General features: G+C 45.0%; 15 protein-coding genes. 12 read left to right on the top strand and 3 right to left on the bottom strand.

What is annotated here, in order from left to right; genetic code table 11:
* Nucleotides 1–6: 6 nt before the first annotated feature.
* Nucleotides 7–1,173, top strand: a complete 1,167-nt coding sequence (locus tag AC3AQ9_RS09095; protein ID WP_488307573.1) for a saccharopine dehydrogenase family protein — start codon at nt 7–9, stop codon at nt 1,171–1,173.
* A gap of 21 nt (nt 1,174–1,194) precedes the next feature.
* Entirely contained in the window at nt 1,195–2,388 is a 1,194-nt protein-coding gene (locus tag AC3AQ9_RS09090; protein WP_488307146.1) for an acyl-CoA dehydrogenase family protein, read from the top strand.
* Between the two features lie 39 nt (nt 2,389–2,427).
* Here AC3AQ9_RS09090 and AC3AQ9_RS09085 read toward each other — a convergent pair whose 3' ends face one another.
* Nucleotides 2,428–3,342 (bottom strand): diacylglycerol/lipid kinase family protein, encoded by a 915-nt coding sequence (locus tag AC3AQ9_RS09085; RefSeq protein WP_488307145.1) that lies wholly within the window; start codon nt 3,340–3,342, stop codon nt 2,428–2,430.
* A 107-nt stretch (nt 3,343–3,449) separates the two neighbouring features.
* On the opposite strand from AC3AQ9_RS09085, the gene AC3AQ9_RS09080 reads away from it, so the two are divergent.
* From AC3AQ9_RS09080 to AC3AQ9_RS09060, 5 genes are all read left to right on the top strand, one after another.
* A complete protein-coding gene (locus AC3AQ9_RS09080; RefSeq protein WP_488307144.1) occupies nt 3,450–4,646 on the top strand; it encodes an alanyl-tRNA editing protein in 1,197 nt (398 codons plus the stop codon).
* Nucleotides 4,647–4,705: 59 nt separating this feature from the next.
* Nucleotides 4,706–6,853, top strand: a complete 2,148-nt coding sequence (locus tag AC3AQ9_RS09075) for a beta-propeller domain-containing protein (RefSeq protein WP_488307143.1) — start codon at nt 4,706–4,708, stop codon at nt 6,851–6,853.
* Between the two features lie 271 nt (nt 6,854–7,124).
* On the top strand, nt 7,125–8,264 hold the full coding sequence (locus tag AC3AQ9_RS09070) for a zinc-dependent alcohol dehydrogenase (RefSeq protein WP_488307142.1): 1,140 nt from the start codon (nt 7,125–7,127) through the stop codon (nt 8,262–8,264).
* Nucleotides 8,265–8,500: 236 nt separating this feature from the next.
* Nucleotides 8,501–9,256, top strand: coding sequence for a threonine/serine exporter family protein (locus AC3AQ9_RS09065; protein WP_488307141.1), 756 nt, complete (start codon nt 8,501–8,503; stop codon nt 9,254–9,256).
* An 11-nt stretch (nt 9,257–9,267) separates the two neighbouring features.
* Nucleotides 9,268–9,735: a threonine/serine exporter family protein gene (locus tag AC3AQ9_RS09060; protein ID WP_488307140.1), complete on the top strand. Its 468-nt coding sequence runs from the start codon at nt 9,268–9,270 to the stop codon at nt 9,733–9,735.
* A gap of 21 nt (nt 9,736–9,756) precedes the next feature.
* On the opposite strand, the gene AC3AQ9_RS09055 is transcribed toward AC3AQ9_RS09060, so the two are convergent.
* Nucleotides 9,757–11,763, bottom strand: a complete 2,007-nt coding sequence (locus AC3AQ9_RS09055; RefSeq protein ID WP_488307139.1) for an EAL domain-containing protein — start codon at nt 11,761–11,763, stop codon at nt 9,757–9,759.
* A gap of 186 nt (nt 11,764–11,949) precedes the next feature.
* Here AC3AQ9_RS09055 and AC3AQ9_RS09050 point away from each other — a divergent pair, with 186 nt between their 5' ends.
* The 5 genes from AC3AQ9_RS09050 (at nt 11,950) to AC3AQ9_RS09030 (ending at nt 18,193) form a co-directional block, all read left to right on the top strand.
* Complete coding sequence (locus AC3AQ9_RS09050) at nt 11,950–12,498, top strand: copper resistance CopC family protein (RefSeq protein WP_488307138.1); 549 nt, start codon at nt 11,950–11,952, stop codon at nt 12,496–12,498.
* Nucleotides 12,495–13,556 (top strand): CopD family protein, encoded by a 1,062-nt coding sequence (locus AC3AQ9_RS09045; RefSeq protein WP_488307137.1) that lies wholly within the window; start codon nt 12,495–12,497, stop codon nt 13,554–13,556. The genes AC3AQ9_RS09050 and AC3AQ9_RS09045 overlap by 4 nt, the downstream gene beginning before the upstream one ends.
* Nucleotides 13,557–13,600: 44 nt before the next feature.
* Nucleotides 13,601–14,536, top strand: coding sequence for a DMT family transporter (locus AC3AQ9_RS09040; RefSeq protein WP_488307136.1), 936 nt, complete (start codon nt 13,601–13,603; stop codon nt 14,534–14,536).
* Between the two features lie 113 nt (nt 14,537–14,649).
* Nucleotides 14,650–16,377, top strand: coding sequence for an ABC transporter ATP-binding protein (locus AC3AQ9_RS09035; RefSeq protein WP_488307135.1), 1,728 nt, complete (start codon nt 14,650–14,652; stop codon nt 16,375–16,377).
* Nucleotides 16,370–18,193: an ABC transporter ATP-binding protein gene (locus AC3AQ9_RS09030; protein ID WP_488307572.1), complete on the top strand. Its 1,824-nt coding sequence runs from the start codon at nt 16,370–16,372 to the stop codon at nt 18,191–18,193. Before AC3AQ9_RS09035 ends, AC3AQ9_RS09030 begins: the two co-directional genes overlap by 8 nt.
* 50 nt (nt 18,194–18,243) lie before the next feature.
* On the opposite strand, the gene AC3AQ9_RS09025 is transcribed toward AC3AQ9_RS09030, so the two are convergent.
* On the bottom strand, nt 18,244–19,293 hold the full coding sequence (locus AC3AQ9_RS09025; protein WP_488307134.1) for an acyltransferase family protein: 1,050 nt from the start codon (nt 19,291–19,293) through the stop codon (nt 18,244–18,246).
* Nucleotides 19,294–19,424 lie beyond the last annotated feature (131 nt).

The following is a 19,424-nucleotide window of genomic DNA, read 5'->3' as shown; positions in this document are numbered from 1 at the left end:
ATGGAGATGAAAGTTGCGGTTTTGGGTGCAGGATTAATGGGCAAACAGGCAGCAGGCGATTTAATCGCAAGTGCTGAAGTGGAAAAAGTTTATTTAGCGGATGTAAATATCGCACAGGTAAGCTTGTTTAAAGAATATATTGGCAGCGATAAGCTGGAGGCCGTGTATTTGGATGTCAACGATGAAAAAGAACTGGCGGCTGTAATTTCAAAAGCCGATGTAGTCATTAACGCTTTGTTCTATACCTTCAACGAAAAAGTGGCAAAAGCCGCACTCTCCTGCGGTGTTCACTCTATTGACCTCGGCGGCCATATTGGCGGAGCGACAAATGCCGTTCTTGCCCTGCATGAAAAAGCGCAAGAAAAAGGAGTTACGTTAATACCGGATTTGGGCGTGGCACCCGGAATGATCAATATTCTGGCGGGATTCGGCGCAGGGAAACTTGATGAAGTAAATGAAATCAAGCTTTTTGTCGGCGGCATCCCGGTAGAGCCGGAACCGCCATTACAGTATAACCATGTCTTTTCACTCGAAGGGGTTTTTGATCATTATACAGATCCATCCCATGTCATCCGAAACGGAGAGCTGCTGGAAGTAGCTTCTTTATCGGAGATTGAGCATGTGGAATTTGAAGGCTTTGGCGAATTGGAAGCCTTCCACACTTCTGGTGGAACATCGACTTTAACTGATACATTCAGTGGAATCAAAACGCTTGAATATAAAACTTTGCGCTATAAAGGACATGCTGAGAAATTCAAGCTGCTTGTGGATCTTGGATTTACAGACCGGGAAAAAACAGTCACAGTGAATGGCCATGTCATCAAGCTGCGCGACGTGCTTCGGGAAGTGCTGACTCCAATTACCGAACTTGGCGATAAGCAGGATGCGGTATTGCTGCGCGTAATGGTATCAGGGGCAAAAGGCGAAGAAGATTTAACGTATGAATACAATATGATCACCGTCAAAGATCCTGAAACCGGAGTAACTGCTATGGCACGGGCAACCGCCTATACCATTTCAGTAGTCGCCCAGATGATTGGAAACGGGACGATCAACAAGCGTGGATCTTATCCGCCTGAACTAATTGTTCCCGTAGAAGAGTATATTAACGAAATGGCCAAACGGGGAGTCCTGATCAAAGAAACTGTGCATCGTTCGGCATATCAGAGTTAAAAGAGACCGGGGGGAAGGTAAATGAACTTTGAATTCTCAGAGGAACAGGAACTTCTTCGGAAAACAGTCAGGCAATTTGTAGATGCCGAAATTCTTCCATACATTGCTGAATGGGATGCAAAAGGGGGCTTTGACCCAAATATCTGGAAGAGACTCGCTGAGCTGGGGCTGATGGGGGTCTGCATTCCAGAAAAATATGGCGGCAGTGGAATGGACTATAATTCGCTGGCTGTCGTTTGTGAAGAGCTGGAGAGGGGAGATACTGCTTTTCGTACAGCCGTATCTGTCCATACCGGTTTAAACTCGATGACTCTTTTGCAATGGGGAACGGAGCATCAAAAGCAGCAGTTCCTGGTGCCGCAAGCCAAAGGGGAAAAAATTGGCGCTTTTGGTTTAACAGAGCCGGGAGCAGGATCGGATGTTGCGGCGCTGTCGACGACAGCGGTCCGTGATGGCGATGATTATATTTTAAACGGCCAAAAAACCTGGATTTCCTTATGCGACATCGCCGATCATTTTATCGTTTTTGCTTATACCGATAAAGCCAAAAAACACAATGGCATCAGTGCCTTTGTTGTGGAACGGACTCGGGAAGGTTTCTCTTCTAAAGCGATCAAAGGAAAATACGGGATCCGGTCAGGCAATACTGGTGAACTGTTTTTTGATGATGTCCGGATTCCTGCCGATAACCGGCTGGGTGAAGAAGGGGAAGGGTTTAAAATCGCGATGGCTTCGCTGGATAATGGGAGATTTACAGTAGCGGCAGGCGCTTGCGGCTTGATCATGGCCTGTTTGGAGGAAAGCGTGAAATATTGCCAGTCACGTTCAACTTTCGGAAAGCCGATAGGCGAGCATCAGCTGGTCCAACAAATGATTGCCCATATGGAAGCCGGGTTTCAAATGAGCCGCCTGCTCGTGTACCGGGCCGGTGAAATGAAAAACAAAGGAATTCGCAATACGAGAGAAACCTCGCTCGCGAAATGGCAAGCATGTGATTTCGCCAATAAAGCGGCGGATGACGCGGTCCAGATTCACGGAGCTTATGGCTATTCGGATGAATATCCGGTAGCCCGCTTTTTGCGGAATTCGAAAGCGCCCGTTATTTATGAAGGCACCAGGGAAATCCACACCATTATGCAGGCGGAATACGTACTCGGAAAACGGGAAGACAGAAAACTGAACCGGATGCTGCCGAAATGGCCATTTGAAGAATAAGAAAAAGGATGACCGCTTAGGCGGCCATCCTTTTTTGCGTTAAATAGCTGTTTCTTCTACTGTTTTTGGAACAAGCATTTGCAGTCTTTTTGGCTGGATTTGAATCGTTACGGGGGTTTTCAAATAAATCTCCCCATCTGTATCCACTTCCATTTCATCTTCTGTCCGGATGGTAATATGTTTTCCTTGATGGTGGGTGATATGGTCCAGCTCTTCTGGTGAGATATCCGGCTGGGAAAGGGAGAACCATTCCCGGATCGCTGCAATAGAGGATGTCTGGATGATGAAAATATCAAGAAGGCCGTCTGCAGGGTCTATCGTAGCCAGTGGAAATGTATGGGTACCGATTGATTTTCCATTCATTACCAGGACAGCTACTCCTTCTTCGATATAATGGACGCCATCAATTTCCATAAAGATTGAAAAAGGTTCGGATTGGCGCATGGTTTGGAGAGCGCTCATAAAATAACTCAATTTTCCGTAGCGCTCTTTCAAGACAGGATCAATGTTCATAGATGCGTCAGCAATTAGGCCGATGCCTGCAAAATTCAAAAATGAATGTTCATTAATTTGGGCGGCATCGATTTCTTTTACTTCTCCGCCGACCAACTCTTCGGCAGCTGCGTCCAGTGCCATTGAAATAGTGAGAGTACGAGCAAAATCATTGCAGGTGCCGCTTGGGAGAATACCGAGAATAGGGGGATTCTCCACACTGGAAAGTACTTGGACTGCTGTATGGACTGTTCCGTCTCCTCCAGCCACAAAAAGGACATCTGCTGCACCGGATGAATTTTTACAGGCTTCTTCAAATTCTTCTCTAGAGTGTGTTTGGATAAGTTCCAGCTTTTTTGAAGCTCTCGCGAGAGTGGGTACAGCTAAAGGGAGTACCGTCTCGGACGTTGCTGCTCCTGCCGCCCCGTTATACAATAAGACCGAACGTCCAAATCTCGGCATGTAATTAAACCTCCTTAAATCTCTTATTTGTTTTCATTTTCCACTTATCGTTCAATCATAAACTAAGCAGCACAATCATCCAACAAAAAGAAAGAAGGTATATTTTTATGACTTCAAGACTATATTACCAGGATTCTGAGCTGGCCAAAGCGGCCGTCACGGTTACACAAAGCGGCGAAGATGAAAAAGGGGTATTTGCTATTTTGGATCAAACTTGTTTTTACCCGGAAGGCGGTGGCCAACCGGCGGATACCGGAATGATTGGAGAAGTCCGCGTTCTGGATGTCCAAACGGTCCAAGGGGAAATTCGCCATTACACAGATTCTCCGCTTTCTAAAGGAACTTTTCAGGCTGAACTGGATTGGAAACGCAGATGGGACCATATGCAGCAGCATGCTGGCCAACACATCTTAAGTGCAGTGTTTGATGACGGCTATGGAATGAAGACCGCCAGTTTCCATTTAGGAGAAGAAAGAGTCTCGATCGACTTGGATATGCCGAAAATTTCTAAAGAACAATTGAAAGAAGCGGAAACTGCGGCAAATGACGTTATCCGGAAGCACCTTCCAATCAGCACAGAATGGATTACCGATGAACAAGCCAAAAACATGAAGCTGAGAAAAACGCCTGCTGTAACAGGCGAAATCCGGTTAGTAAAAATTGAAGGGGTAGATCTTAATGCTTGCGGTGGCACTCACCCTAAAAATACAGCAGATATCGGGATGATCAAAATCATTGGCACTGAAAAAGCGAAAGGCGGTACACGCGTATATTTCTTATGCGGAAACCGTGCATTGGATTACTTCCGCCAGCTGATTGAAACGACGGATGAAGTCGTTCAGCAATTGAATGCACCTATGCAGGAGCTTCCGGCGGCTGCAGCTTTGCTGCTAAAGGAAAAAGTGGAAAATGAGAAAGCGCTGAAAGAACTTCGGACAAAATTGCTGGAAGCTGAAGCAGCGGCAATCCAATCAGAAGGCGGGAGTGGATTGATTCAGCAAGTATTCTCCAATCGGCCGGTAAAAGAAGTTCAGCAATTGGCGCATTTGGTTATCGCCAAAAATCCTTCAGCAGTTTTACTGTTCTTGATTGCAGAAGAAGAAACGATTCGTTTTGTTTGCGCCAAGGGTGAAGATGCGGAAGGAGATATGAGAAATGTATTGAAAGAGCTTCTCTTGCTGACAGATGGCAAAGGCGGCGGTAATGCACAATTTGTTCAAGGCGGTGGAAAAACAGAACAAACTCCTGAAACGTTCTTTCGTGCTTTCCAATTGAGTTTGAAAAATATCCAAGGAATTCTGTAACTTTTTCAGATTTTTCCTGTCTAATGGAAAAAGAGCGGTTTGAAAGGATGTAGGCGGATATGAAGAATAGGAGTATTTGGCTATTAGTTGCAGCGGCCGTTGCAGCAATTGCTTTGTCCTTTGTTTTTATCGTCGATAAAGTATCGGTAAGTGCATCTTCCATTGCTTTAGCGGAACAAGGCTGGCAGGCGAACTTTTCTTCTGCACTTCATCCCGATGCCGTCAAAGACGGAGATCTGTATATCACAAATGAAAACGGTGAACCGGTTGAAGTGGAAATGGCATTGAATAACAATGGCAAGACCGTTGAGATTCCGCAAATTCCAGTGGGGGAATACAGGCTCCATATCAAAAAATCTGCGCTAAAAGGGAATTTATTGAAATCGCTGGATGTAAAAGAAATCGCTTTTAGCGTTCAGGAAGAAATCACCGCCTTGACCAGTGAAGAAGAATTGAGAGCTTACTTCGCTCAATTGCTGGAGCTGCAAAAGAGCAGCCAGCAGCCAGGTTTATTCAATAACGAAGGCGGAGCTGTAGAAGAGTCTGCTGAAAACAGCGAAACTAGCGGAGATTCCGGAAGCGGCGGCGAGCATTCGACGACAAATAACCAAGTCGAAGGCGTAGATGAAGCCGACATGGTGAAGACGGATGGCTCTTTTATCTACTCGATCAGTGAATCACGGGTCATCATTTCGGATGTCCGCACACCGGAAGCGATGACAGTCGCAAGTGACATTAAATTTCAAGAAGAAATGTATCCGCAGCAGCTGTTTTTAGCGAAAAATATATTAGTGGTAATAGGGAGCCAGTATTCTACTATACCGTTTGAAGACACAGTACGAGAATTCCAGCCCCATATCGGTTTGACTTCGGTTTACCTGTACGACATCAGCAATCCGGCTGCGCCACAGCTAATCCGGGAATTCGGGACAGAGGGAAGTTTGAACAGTGCACGCCTGACCAATAATATTTTGTATTATGTCACTAATGTCTATCCTGATTTTTGGACATTGGAAGAACAAGGTGGCGGTGAATTGCGTCCGCATACTTACGACTCTAATGACAATAATGATCTTAAACCGATGCCTTACGAGAACATCTCCATTCTTCCAGGCACCATGGAAGGCAGCTATAGCATCATATCGGCGATTGACTTGGCTGAACCTGCCCAAAACACTGTCTCTACGAAAGGGTTTTTAGGAGGCAGTGAGCAAATGTACATGACAGAAGAAACCATGTATTTAACTGCAGCGAAGTACATGCCGGTGGATGAAGAGAATGTAGAGGACGATGTGCGCATGTCGACTTGGCTTCCACAGTTGGCTAACACGGAAATCTTCAAATTCACACTAAACGGAACAGATGTACAGTTTTTATCTTCAAGTGAAGTCACAGGAACTTTACTCAACCAATTCTCGATGGACGAACACAATGGATATTTCCGAATCGTCACTACGGAAGGAATTGCCTGGGACGAAGCGGCACCTTCCAAAAATCATTTGTTCATCTTGGACGGCGGCATGAAACAAGTGGGATCTGTGGAAGATTTGGCTAAAGGTGAGCGGATTTACTCAGCGCGTTTCATTGGAGACAAAGCTTATATGGTGACCTTTAAAGAAACAGATCCATTGTTTGTTATTGATGTATCTGCTCCAACAGCCCCGAAAGTATTGGGGGAACTAAAAATTCCAGGATTCTCGAATTATCTGCATCCATTGGATGAAAACCATTTAATCGGGTTTGGTTATGACACTAGACTGGAACCGGTAAAAGATGGAGAGCCGAGAATCGTAACAGGAGGAATGAAGATTTCCTTATTTGATGTCAGTGATTTTTCAAATCCGCTGGAAAAAGATACGGAAATCCTTGGCGGACCGGGTACTTATTCACCGCTGCAATATGACCATAAAGCCTTGTACATCCATCCTGAAAATGATTTATTTGGCTTCCCGGTCACTTTATATGGACAATTGGATGGCGAAGAAGTTAACTTTGAAGCGGCCGGGGCCATGATTTATACGATTACTCCGGAAGGCATCACCGAAACAGCCAATCTGATGACAAAATCCGAGATGCCGTATGAAGATTGGGAAACGAGCGTGCAGCGCATTGTCTCTACCGGAGGCACTTTGTTTACAGTAGCAAATAGTGAGGTGAAAAGTTATAGTGCCGATACCTTTGACTTACTTCAGACTTTAAGTTTTTAACAAACTGGCCAAGACCGTGGACTCACTCGAGAAATTCGAGCCGTCTACGGTCTTTTTTACGTTGTTTGGAGTTTTAATATCGAAAGCGTCCGCCTGTCTATGCATTTCCGTTAGCTTCGAGATATGAAAGGGCGTTGGAGTGAAACAAAAGCTGGCAATAATTTCTCGGCAACTTGAAGCCAAGAAATTAATTACCTGTTTTTTCTGACGTTTTTCATTAGCAAAAACAGGGAAGAAGAAGAGTATTCTGAAATTAAACGGAGGGATATGGATGAGAGCGGTAACTTTTCAAGGCACGAAAGATATGAAAGTGAAAGACGTCAAAGATCCAGAAATCCAGAAAAAAGAAGACATTATTGTCAGAATCACTTCAACGGCTATCTGTGGAACGGATTTGCATATTTATAAAGGGGCAATGCCCACGACGAAAGATACAGTCATTGGCCATGAACCGATGGGTATTGTGGAAGAGGTTGGACCTGACGTAACAAAAGTGAAAAAAGGAGATCGTATTGTTTTGCCGTTTAATGTGAGTTGCGGCCATTGTTTCTATTGCAGCCATGACATGGAGAGCCAATGTGATAATTCGAATGGCAATCCCCATTTTGATACCGGCGGCTATTTGGGCTTGACTGAACGTTATGGTGATTATCAAGGTGGGCAAGCTGAATATTTGCGCGTCCCCTATGGAAATTTCATGCCTTTAGTGATTCCGGAATCCTCAGAGCTTGAAGACGAATCATTGCTGTTCTTATCGGATGTTTTGCCGACTGCCTGGTGGAGTGTAGAAAATGCAGGGGTGCGGCAAGGAGATACGGTGGTCGTTTTAGGTTGCGGTCCGGTCGGACTGATGGTGCAAAAATTTGCCTGGATGCAAGGTGCCAAGCGGGTTATTGCGGTTGATGAAATTCCATACCGGATGAATCTGGCGAAAAAAATCAATAATGTAGAAGTATTCGATTTTTCTCAGCATGATAATATGGGCGCGTTTATCCATGAAATCACCAGTGGAGGAGCACGCGTGGTCATTGACTGTGTAGGAATGGACGGCAAGAAATCCCCGGCTGAAGCAGTGCAGCAAAAACTGTTTCTTCAAGGGGGGACACTCAGTGCGATTAAAATTGCCAAGGATGCGGTCAGTAAGTTCGGTGTTATCCAGTTGACAGGTGTTTATGGCCTAAACTATAATCAATTTCCGTTAGGTCATCTCTTTGAACGCAATATTACGCTGAAAACAGGCCAGGCACCGGTGATCCATCTGATGCCGATGCTTTACGAAAAGATTGAAAACGGGGAATTTGATCCGCGGGAAATCATTTCCCATATCATGCCGCTTGAAGAAGCAAGTGATGCCTATCGAATTTTCAATGACCATACAGATGATTGTACGAAAGTGGTCTTGAAACCGTAACTTCGGAAACATGCCATCATTTCGTAAGATTAAGCGCCCCATAAGGCTTGGGGCGTTTAAATTTTTGCCTAAATACGTTATGATGAGAGTTAAAGTGAAACTTCAATCAGCGGGAGTTCTTCATCCCGGTGATTGATAGTTGAACCAATCGGACTTTTACGGACAGTGGGTCCCGCTTGAAAAAGCGGGGGCCGTACTGCCCGTTAAAGCGGGATAAAAATTAAGGGAGGAAGCCTGTGACTCAAATTGGGGAAACTAGACGCGAGCTCGCCTTGGATTGTTTTCTATTGGCCGGAAAAATACTAATGGAAAACGGAGCAGAAACTTATCGCGTGGAAGATACAATGATCCGGATGGCAGTTTCTCAAAAGATGACGAATTCCCATTGTTTTGTGACGCCAGGTGGAATTATGTTTTCTCCAAGTGATGAGTTGCCTACACGATTTGTCCGAATCAACAACCGCCAAACGGATTTAGAGCGGGTAGCTCTTGTTAATTCGGTCTCGAGAAGATTGGCGGCAGGTGAATTTACCCTTTCACAAGCTTATGACGAATTACAGAAAATCGACCAAACAAATTTAAAATTCAATATATGGCTGCAAATTTTAGCGGCTGCTACTGCAAGCGGTTGTTTTCTCATTTTACTCGGCGGCAGCTGGACTGATTTGCCTTTTGCTTTTGTGTTCGGAGGCACCGGATTTATCGTTGTGGAAACCGTTTTGGAAAAAACCCGTGTGAAATTTTTTGCTGAATTTATCGGCTCGCTCGTTATTGGCATACTCGCTTTGCTGGCCGTCTATTCCGGTTATGGAAAAGATCTGGACACAATTATTATCGGCTCCATCATGCCGCTCGTTCCGGGACTGCTGATAACCAATGCTGTCCGTGACTTGATGGCTGGACATTTCGTTTCTGGCTTATCAAAAGGAGCGGAAGCGTTTTTGACGGCATTTGCCATCGGAGGCGGCATCGCTTTAATTTTATCATTTTAGGAGGAAAATAAATGAATTGGCCATTAGAGGCGTTTCTTAGTTTTCTGGCGGCCGGGGCATTTGGCGTTATTTTTAATACACCTCGCCAGACTTTGGTCAGTTGTGGCTTGGTAGGGATGACCGGCTGGCTCATTTATAGGAGTTATGAGCTTGTACTGGATGATTCGGTTCAAGCAACTTTTGCCGGCGCTTTCGGAGTCGCAATTGTAGCCCATCTTTTGGCGAAAAAGTTCAAGATGCCCATGATCATTTTTAGTGTGGCAGGGATTATTCCACTGGTGCCGGGAAGCAAAGCCTATAATGCTATGCGCAATATTGTCGAAAATGATTATCTGGAAGCCATTTCATTCGCTTCGGAAGCATTGATGATTTCTGGTGCAGTTGCGATGGGGCTCGTGTTTGCGGAAGTGCTGATGCAGGCATTTTTCAAGCATCAGGCAAAACGGATTCAAAGAAAAATCGGTATGACCCCGGATTAAGATGGGAGTCATACCGATTTTTTATTTTAACCATTTTTCTAATTCCTGAGCTTCCATAGGCCGCCCTGAAATATATCCTTGGATAACGTCGCAATCCATGGCACGGAGCAATTCCAATTGGTCATTAGTTTCGACCCCTTCAGCAGTTACCAGGAAATCCAAGCTCTTGCCGAATTGAATCATCCCTTTGATCAGTTTCTGCATTTTTTCTTGCTTGGTAATGGATTGAATGATAGAACGGTCAATCTTTAAACTGGAAATTGGCAGCATGAGCATATAACGGAAAGATGCATAGCCTGTGCCGAAATCATCAAGTGAAAATGAAATGCCAGCTTGATGCAACTGTTTCATTTGTTTAATGATAGAGTGTTCGGCTTCTGCCTCAAACGCAAATTTCTCTGTTATTTCAATTGTCAGTGAGCTGGCATCGCATTCGTTCAGCTGCAGTTGTTCAAGAAAAACTTTTGCCATGTCCTTATCGCGGAATTCACGTATAGACGAATTGATGCTGACATTAATGTCGATGCCTTTTGCTTTCCAGTCTTTCAGCTGAGCGCAAACTGTCTCAAGTACGTACATCCCAATTTCATGAATACTTCCGCTTTCTTCAGCAATCGGAATCAGTTCCTCGGGTGTGACAATCCCGATTTCTGCATCTTCCCATCGCACCAGCGCTTCCACACCTTCTACTTTACCGGTTTTCAGGTTAACTTGCGGCTGATAGAGCAAGTGCAAGTTCCGGCGATCAAGGGCATGGATCAAGCGCTTCTCAATGAGAGACTTGCGGCTTAGCCGTTCGTGGTCATCCGATGTAAGAATAGAGATAGCACTGCCGCCGCGTTCTTTCACTTTTTTGATGGTGGCATAAGACGCTTTGATCAAATGCACGAACGATAGCTGATCTTCAGGATAACGGGTAATCGCCCCACTGATTGTCAATGGAATGGCGGTTCCTTGTATGTAGATGGGATGCTGCTGCAAATAAGAAAGGAATCCTTCGATGAACCAGCTGCTAAGAGGTGTCACCAAGGCAAACTCATGCAAGCCTGCGCGAGTAATAATCGAGTCAGAGAAATACATGCGAAGGCGCTTTGTGAACTCGATTAAAAGCTCGTTTTCCGTATCGGTGTTAGAAACATCCCGTAAAGTGTAAAAGCGGTCGATATCCAAGAAAACAAAAGAAAAGTGTTTGCCTTCTTCAATAAATTCATTGACCACCTGTTCGAGGCGATGGCGGTTTTCAAGTCCCGTAATTGGATCTATGAATGCGATTTGTTCCAAATGCTGTTGGGCATTCTTCGCGGTTGTTATATCTTTTTCCAAGAAGATATAATAAGTGTCGTCCCCTTTAATCTGCATAGGGATAGCTGTAAGATCGACCCAGTAAATTTCGCCGTCTTTTTTCAATTTCTTAGCTTGGCCGTTCCATACTTTGCCTTCTTTTAAGGTTGTTGTGAGCGATTCTACAAACCGGATATCCTCACTTTGTTCACCAAACATCTGCCAGATCGGCTTGCCGAGAATCCGCTTTGGCGTCCATTTACTCAATTTCAAGAAAAGGGGGTTGGCGTACGTGATTAAAAATTCTTCGTCAAAATACAGAAGCATGAACGAATCATCCAATCCGTTGCGCAAACTATTAAGTTCCCTGCTGGCTGACCCTTCTTCATCAGCTTCATCCACTTCAAAAATGGACATAACAAATTGATCGTTATCCGCCGAAAAAGCTTTCGTGACGATTGTTGTATAAGTGCGAGAGCCGTTTCCTAAACCCACTTCCATTTCTTCAAACCGTATCGGTTCTTTGCTGTTTAAAATGGTTTCCCATGAATGCTTGTAAAGTGCAGCTTTTTCAGGGTTCATATAAGGGTAAATTTGCCCTTTGAGCGAGTTCGTTTCAAGTTGGAAAACACGTTCAGCATGGCGGTTGCACCACACAACAAGTCCGTCTTTGTCCATAATGATAATGGGAAAAGGGATATGGTTAAAAACGAGATTATCCGATAGTAGTTCTTGCAATTCACTCATTCCATGACGCTCCTTCTCCGTAGTCTAGTTCCATTATAAAGAAGAAAAGGACTATCGTCATCCTTTTCAAAATATTCGCGTACAAAAGTTCACGATACATTCACTATGTTTATTCTATCAGCCATGAGAGAATGGTGGAAGAAAAAATGAAAATTATGAGAGAAATGAAAGAAGAGGGAAGAAAAGATGAAAAAAATTCCAATTATTCTGATGTTTATTGTTTCCATGCTGCCACTGTCAGTGCAAGCACATACCACGCTGATTTCATCCAATCCGGCTGAAGGGGAAGTTCTTCAAATGCAGCCTGAGGAAATAGAATTGGTTTTTGGCACAGTGATTGAAGAAGGAAGTACAATGACGCTGGAAGGACCAGATCAAGCTTATCCAGTAGGAGAGATTGTGATTTCTGAAAATATCATGTCTGGAGCGATAAACGAAGAATTGCCCAATGGCCAATATATTATTGCTTGGAACATCATCGGAGAAGACGGGCATCCGATTGAAGGAGAAGTGCCGTTTAACTTAAATGCTGAAACAGCAGCACAAGAAACACCTGCTGAAAATGAAGCCACTGAAGAAGAGCCGGTAATTGAAGAGCAACCAGAAAGCCAGGAAGCAACCGAAACCGCCGAAAGCAGCCAAGAGGAAGGCAATCCAGTTTCCACTATCTTGCTTGTTGCTGCCGCTATTTTAGTGGGCTTCGGTATTTACAAGCTTCTTAAGAAAAAAGCATGATTTTTTTTACGGCGTTTTCCGATGTCTTGCTGTACATTGCGTTTTCGTATATCATAGGTTCAATTGTTTTAGGCTTTGTACCGGATACACATAAGCCGCCTATTCAGGATTCGAGGATTCTGCGGTTATGGAGTGTCATCGGAATCGCCTTATTTTCACTTGCACCAGTAATTGAACTAACCGTTTTTTTGAATAATGGAGAGGGTTGGTTCAGCACGTTCTTGCGTGTACTGATCGATTACCGGGTCGGAAACGGCTGGGTGTTGACTTTGTTGTTTTGTGTTCTTCTCGGACTTACTGTCTATTACGGCGGCTCAGTGCATATGCGCGCTTATTATACAGCAATCCTCGTCTTGATCGTCGGGTTTTTCAGCCATGTTTCCACTTTGAATTTATGGGGCGGCTTTGTCAGCCATTCCCTGCATTTTTTAGCGATGTCGCTATGGGTCGGTATTTTGCTCCATGTGGCTTGGTTTGCAAGGGACGGTTCTAACTGGCGGCGTTTCACCTCATGGTTCACGCCTTTTGCAATCGCTTGTGTTGCTATGCTGATTATCAGCGGAACTATCATTATGCTGTTTTTTGTAGAACCAGTGGATTATGCAAGGTCGTGGGTACTGCCGTATGGCCAACTGCTTTTGCTGAAGCATCTGACCATTATTCCCGTTTTGGCTGCTGCAATGATCAATGGGTTTTTAAATAAAAAAGATGGCCACGAACGTGCTTGGCTGAAAGCGGAATTTTTATTGATACTGCTGGTTTTTGTTCTTACTGCTTTTATGAGCAAGCAAGCACCACCGCATGATATCAATAATACATTCCGGTCGGAAGGGCCAGCTCCGTTGATCGAGCTGTTGAAAGGGCCACAGTTTATCCCGATTGATGGGGAATTGTCGGTTTCGCTGAATGGCATTCTGTTGATTGCTATTGGCCTTATGTGTTTAGCCCTGATGGTATTGGGCTATAAAAGGAAATTGCCGTCTTGGCTATCGTTCCTGTTCGGCTTGTTTTTTGTAAGTGCGGTATATGCCGGGCTAATGTTGAATATTGCATTTTAAAAAAAGCACAGAGAAGATTGCGATTCGGAGAAAGGAGAGGTTAGATGGGACGTATTAAAGGGATTGCCATGATTATAAGCGGTGCCATGCTTTGGGGTGCCACAGGACCGCTGATGGAATGGGCGCTGGCGTTCTTCGGCTTTTCTGCCTCTTTTCTTTCGACGGTCCGGCTAATGCTTGCCGGAATGCTGCTGCTTGGTTTTTTAAAATTAAAAAAAGTGGAGATTACATCCATTTTCAGAGACAAGATCTGGATTCGTCCCTTGCTGATTTTCTCTGTCTTTGGCATGCTTGCCGTCCAGTACACATTTGTATTAGCGATTGAAGCAAGCGACGCGGTTGTTGCGACTCTGCTCCAATTTCTGGCACCGATTTACATCATTTTATTCGTTTCATTTCGGCAGAAAAAGCTGCCTCCCTTTTATCAAGTTACAGGAATGGCCGGAACGTTGATCGGCTTGTTTCTGCTGTTGACAAATGGGCAGCCGGATAAATTGATCATCAGTGGGGAAGCATTGTTCTGGGGGCTTCTTGTCGGCTTGGCATTTGCATTTTATACCTTATACCCGGCACGGCTGATGCAGGAATGGGGCGTGCTGCTTGTTGTGGGCTGGTCGATGCTGTTTGGCGGTGCTTTCCTAGGGCTGATCAATCCTGTTTTTCTTTCCGTTGAATGGGAAAAGTTCCTGGATGTCCGGGCAGTTCTGGCAATGGCAGCCATTATTGTGATCGGCACAGTGGCCTTTGTTTTGTTCTTGAGCAGCATGCGCTTCATCTCTGCTATCGAAACGAGCATCCTGTCATCTCTTGAGCCTTTGACCGCCATGGTGATTTCGGTTTTCTGGTTCCAGCAGATGCTGGCGCCTGTCCAGTTGTTCGGAGCTTTGATCATGCTTGTTTTTGTCACTTGGCTGTCATTGTCGGGAAATTTAAAACCGAAAAAAAAGAAAGCAGGATACTCAGCGAGCAGCACCTCGTAAAGGTGCTGCTTTTTTTATTTTTCCAGAGATTATTGCTGTCTGTTGTCAGAGAATTGTGGCATAATAGTCAACATAAAAGATTCGTGTTTCGAAATGTTTAGGGGGTTAACCGGGTGAAAACTGTTTTTTCTTACGCCAAGCCGTATAAGTTGCCGATTGTGATCGCTCTGGCTTTTATGCTATTGGAATTGACGGTTGAGCTGATGCAGCCATTGGTCATTGCAAAGATTATCGACGATGGCATCATTGCTGGAAATCAGGATCAAATTATCCAATATGGAATGGTATTGATGGTATTGTCTGCAATCGCTTTTGGTGCTGGAATTATTAATTCTTATTATGCCGCGCATGTATCGCAGAGTTTTTCTTTTGATTTGCGCCAAGCTGTTTATGGCCGCATCCAATCGTTTTCAATTGCCACCTTTAATAAGTTTCCAGCATCCGGTCTGATTACGCGCTTAACAAGCGATGTGACGATGGTGCAGCAGGTGCTGTTCATGGGGCTCCGCATCATGCTCCGGGCGCCGCTTCTTGTAATTGGCAGCATGATTATGGCCCTTGTGGTAAATGCCGAATTGGCGTTTTACTTAGTCATTGTGTTTCCTTTTCTGCTGATCTTTTTATATGTCATGGTCAGAAAAGGCGTGACTTATTTCAGTTTTGTCCAACAGCGTCTGGACCGACTAAATCGGATGACTCAGGAAAACCTGCAGGCGGTGCGGCTGATCAAAGCCTATTTGCGGGGCAAATACGAATCCAGCCGTTTTTCAGAAGTGGCAGGATCTCTGAAAGTGGATACCGTAAAAGCATATCGTATTATGGAAGTCATTTTGCCGATTTTATTGTTCGGAATGAACCTCGCGTTGCTAGGGGTCATCTGGTTCGGAGCTACCGAAATCAGGCAAGGGGGCGCGCAAATCGGAGAACTTGTAGCTATAGTCAACTACGCGATGCGCATGACAGGAGCTTTTTCGATGTTTTCGTTTATCATTATGGCTTATGCCCGCGCTAAAGCTTCATCCGGACGGATTGAAGAAGTGCTGCTGGCACAAGATGCACGTGAAAAAGAAGAAGCAGGAGAAGAGAAAGAGGTTCGCCGTGGAGAAGTGGTATTCGAAAATGTCTCGTTCACTTATCCAGGAACAAGCCGCAAAGTTTTGAAAGACATTTCATTTAAAATGAATCCCAATGAAAAATTGGCTATCATGGGGGCTACAGGTTCAGGGAAAACTTCACTGCTCCAGCTCATTCCACGGTTTTACGACGCGACGGAAGGAACGGTCTATCTCCACGGCCGTGATGTGAAAAAATGGTCACTGCGGTCGCTCCGAAAAACAATTGGTGTCGTCCCGCAACAATCCCTGCTGTTTACAGGAACGATTTCCGATAATCTGTCATGGGGCAAAGAGCAGGCATTACAGGAAGAGCTGGCCGGCGCAGCTGTAAAAGCACAAATCCATGACACCGTTGCGAGATTTCCGAAAGGCTATGGTACCCGTGTTGGCCAAAAAGGCGTCAATTTATCCGGAGGCCAAAAACAGCGGCTGTCCATTGCGCGAGCACTCGTCCGAAAGCCTTCAATCCTGATTCTGGACGACAGCACGAGTGCACTCGATGTTAAAACAGAAGCGGCATTGTGGGAAGAACTGGAGCGCGAAAAAGCGACGATGCTTGTCGTAACCCAGAAAATACGCACCGCTTTAAAAGCGGATCGCATTCTGCTGCTGGAAGAAGGCGAAATATCAGCGTATGGCACCCATGAACAACTTCTGGAAAGCTCGGAGCTGTATAAACAAATCGCGATGTCACAGCAAGAGGAGGAGGTGGATGAGTATGTTTGATGCAATCCGGCGTCCTTTCGGTTATGAACCGGTCATCAAAAAAGAGGATTTAACAAAAGGAACCTCCAAGAAAACGGAGCGTGCAGAAAACTGGAAGTCCACGCTGCTGCGAATCTGGAAACTGGTGGATGAGCACCGGCTGCTATTGATTACGGTGCTGTCGCTTGTATTTGTCAGTTCAGCGCTCGCTCTTCTTGGCCCTTATTTGATTGGCCATATTATTGATGCCTATATCGTGCCACAAACTTTCGAAGGGATGGGCCCCATCGTGTTATGGCTGATTGTGGTCTATGTCGGCCATTCCGTATCGCTTTACTTGCAAAACTATTGGATGGTCGGCATTGCCCAGCAAGTGATTTACCGTATGCGCACAGGCTTATTTCAGCATTTGCAGCGATTGCCGGTATCTTTCTTTGATAAACGGCAACATGGAGAGCTGATGAGCCGGATGACCAATGATATTGAAAACGTCTCCTCTACATTGAACAGTTCTTTTATCCAAGTTTTCTCAAGCGTCTTGACGCTCACGGGAACGGTTATTGTCATGCTGATGCTCAGTCCGCTGCTGACCGTACTGACATTGATCATCATCCCGCTTATGTACATCGCCATGCAATGGATTACAAAAAGAACGGGAAGGCTGTATAAAGAACAGCAGCAGGCAATCGGTGAGCTTAACGGTTTGATTGAAGAAACCATTTCCGGCCAGAAAATTATCAAAGCATTTTCCCAGGAACCACGGGTCATGGAAGAGTTTCTCGTTAAAAGTGAACGCCTTCGCCGGACTGGATTCTGGGCGTGGACTTATTCCGGATTTATTCCAAAAGTCATGAACTTCCTGAATAATGCAAGTTTTGCAATCGTCGCGGGCGCAGGGGGGATTTTGGCATTGAAAGGTGAAATCTCCATCGGGGTCATCGTCATCTTCACCGAATATGCGCGCCAGTTTACGCGTCCTCTCAATGATTTGGCGAACCAGTTCAATACAGTGCTATCCGCGATTGCAGGAGCGGAGCGCGTTTTCTCCATCATGGGGGAAACGGAGGAAAAAGACGATGAAGTGCAAAATGCAGATAAAGAGCTGCAGGGATATGTCGAGTTCGACGATGTGTCCTTCAAATACGAAGGTGCGGAAGAAGACTGGACAATCCGCAATGTCAGTTTTACTGTTGGAATCGGGCAGACAGCCGCGCTTGTCGGCGCTACCGGGGCCGGAAAAACGACGGTTATGCAGCTGCTTGCACGTTTTTATGATGCCAATGAAGGCGAAATACGGATTGATGGCACACCGATCGCCGACATGCCGCGTGAAACCTTGCGCAAACAAATCGCATTTGTGCTGCAGGATCCATTTCTGTTTGAAGCAACCGTCCGGGAAAATATCCGTTACGGAAAACTGGATGCTTCGGACGAGGAAATCATCGAAGCCGCGAAAAAAGCGAATGCCCATGATTTCATTGTCAAACTGCCTGATGGCTACGATACGGTCCTGAAAGGGGACGGTTCCATGATCAGCCAGGGCCAAAAGCAATTATTGTCGATCGCCCGTGCTTTGGTTGCCGACCCGGTCATTTTGTTGCTGGATGAAGCAACGAGCAGCATTGATACGGTTACGGAACTTAAAATCCAGGAGGCATTGGAGCGCCTGATGGCGGGGCGGACAAGTTTTGTCATTGCCCATCGCTTGAATACCGTACGGCAAGCGGATCTGGTTCTTGTCATGGAGATGGGGGAGCTTGTGGAATACGGAACACAGCAGCAGTTAATAAGCACTGATGGCTTGTATGCCAATATGCTGGCAGACGCCAAGCTGTAAACAGATCAAGAAAAGGCTGACCCGTTTTATTTCGGGTCAGCCTTTCTCTATTAATGGGTTTGCATCGGAGTCCGCGGTTTAAAGCGTCCCAACAGAATTTCTCCGAGCGGAATCGTTTTAGGGATGAGAATCGATAAAGCAATCGGCACCATCAATCCGAGGACCGTATAAGTGAGCAAATTGTACGGCAGGAACTCTTTCACCAAAAAGCCGACTAATATATGCAAATACATAATGGAAATCGAATGTTTTTCAATTTTTATCAGCCAAGGGAAAGTTGCCATGGAAGCCACTTGCTGAAAAATGCCGACAATCAACATCGTAAAAGCAATCGGAATAACAAGATCTAATAAAAAATGGTCATAGCGCAAAAATTTCATGCTCAAATGGTAGTCAATCCAACCTGCTTTATCCGCGAACATGGCAATTGCTGCCACTCCAGCTGCTGCCAGAATAGCATTTCTAGGGATTTTCATCCAAAAAGACTTAAAGTAATAGCCAATAGCATAGTAAATGACGGCAATTAAAGCCACGTCCAAATTCCAAATCATCGGGATTTGCTGGGAAGCCACATCCGGTTCGCTTGCTAAGGTCATCGCAAATCTGCCTTCAATTTGGGCAAGAACATAACAACTTGCTAAAATGGCAAGTTGAATGGAGCGTTTGAACCGGGTAATCCATAAAAAGAGCAGATAGGTGGCGAACATGACGGTCACAAACCAAAAGACACCAAGTTCACCGCGGAGAAAACGTCCTCCAACCGCCATATTGATTAAATCCTGTCTTAGGAAAGAGGCTGTAAAACTGCCTTCTCCGATAGCGATGCCATATTTTATCGCTGCCAGCAGCAATAAGAAGAACAAATAAGGAACCAGTAATTGCATAAATCGCTTGTGAATGGCAGGTTTTAAGTCGTTTGAATCGGTGATGGGTTTAAAAAACAGTCCGCTCAATAGAAAAAATGCTGGCATATGGAACCAGTATATGTATTTTATAAGGGGGAAATCTGTTATCATGGGTCCGGAATAGTGTCCAATGACCACCAAAATCATCAGAAAACCTTTTACTGAGTCGACCCAGGTTAAGCGCGTTTTTGCCAAGACAATGACCTCCGAGAATAAACTTATCAACTCAGTATATCCTAGGAAATCAAGGATTAAACCGTTGACACAGAACGGTAAAAATTCGTTTAATTCAGTATTCTTATGTTAGGATAAAAATAATAACGGAA

This window comes from Planococcus sp. VCh962 (assembly GCF_057748275.1).
The sequence above is the reverse complement of the archived record's forward strand: the minus strand, read 5'-3'. Positions and strand labels throughout refer to the sequence as shown.

Bases quoted from the DNA above. Each gene is read 5' to 3' on its own strand.
- AC3AQ9_RS09095 (WP_488307573.1), top strand. From the start codon at position 7: ATGAAAGTTGCGGTTTTGGGTGCAGGATTAATGGGCAAACAGGCAGCA.
- AC3AQ9_RS09090 (WP_488307146.1), top strand. From the start codon at position 1,195: ATGAACTTTGAATTCTCAGAGGAACAGGAACTTCTTCGGAAAACAGTC.
- AC3AQ9_RS09085 (WP_488307145.1), bottom strand. From the start codon at position 3,342: ATGCCGAGATTTGGACGTTCGGTCTTATTGTATAACGGGGCGGCAGGA.
- AC3AQ9_RS09080 (WP_488307144.1), top strand. From the start codon at position 3,450: ATGACTTCAAGACTATATTACCAGGATTCTGAGCTGGCCAAAGCGGCC.
- AC3AQ9_RS09075 (WP_488307143.1), top strand. From the start codon at position 4,706: ATGAAGAATAGGAGTATTTGGCTATTAGTTGCAGCGGCCGTTGCAGCA.
- AC3AQ9_RS09070 (WP_488307142.1), top strand. From the start codon at position 7,125: ATGAGAGCGGTAACTTTTCAAGGCACGAAAGATATGAAAGTGAAAGAC.
- AC3AQ9_RS09060 (WP_488307140.1), top strand. From the start codon at position 9,268: ATGAATTGGCCATTAGAGGCGTTTCTTAGTTTTCTGGCGGCCGGGGCA.
- AC3AQ9_RS09055 (WP_488307139.1), bottom strand. From the start codon at position 11,763: ATGAGTGAATTGCAAGAACTACTATCGGATAATCTCGTTTTTAACCAT.
- AC3AQ9_RS09050 (WP_488307138.1), top strand. From the start codon at position 11,950: ATGAAAAAAATTCCAATTATTCTGATGTTTATTGTTTCCATGCTGCCA.
- AC3AQ9_RS09045 (WP_488307137.1), top strand. From the start codon at position 12,495: ATGATTTTTTTTACGGCGTTTTCCGATGTCTTGCTGTACATTGCGTTT.
- AC3AQ9_RS09040 (WP_488307136.1), top strand. From the start codon at position 13,601: ATGGGACGTATTAAAGGGATTGCCATGATTATAAGCGGTGCCATGCTT.
- AC3AQ9_RS09030 (WP_488307572.1), top strand. From the start codon at position 16,370: ATGTTTGATGCAATCCGGCGTCCTTTCGGTTATGAACCGGTCATCAAA.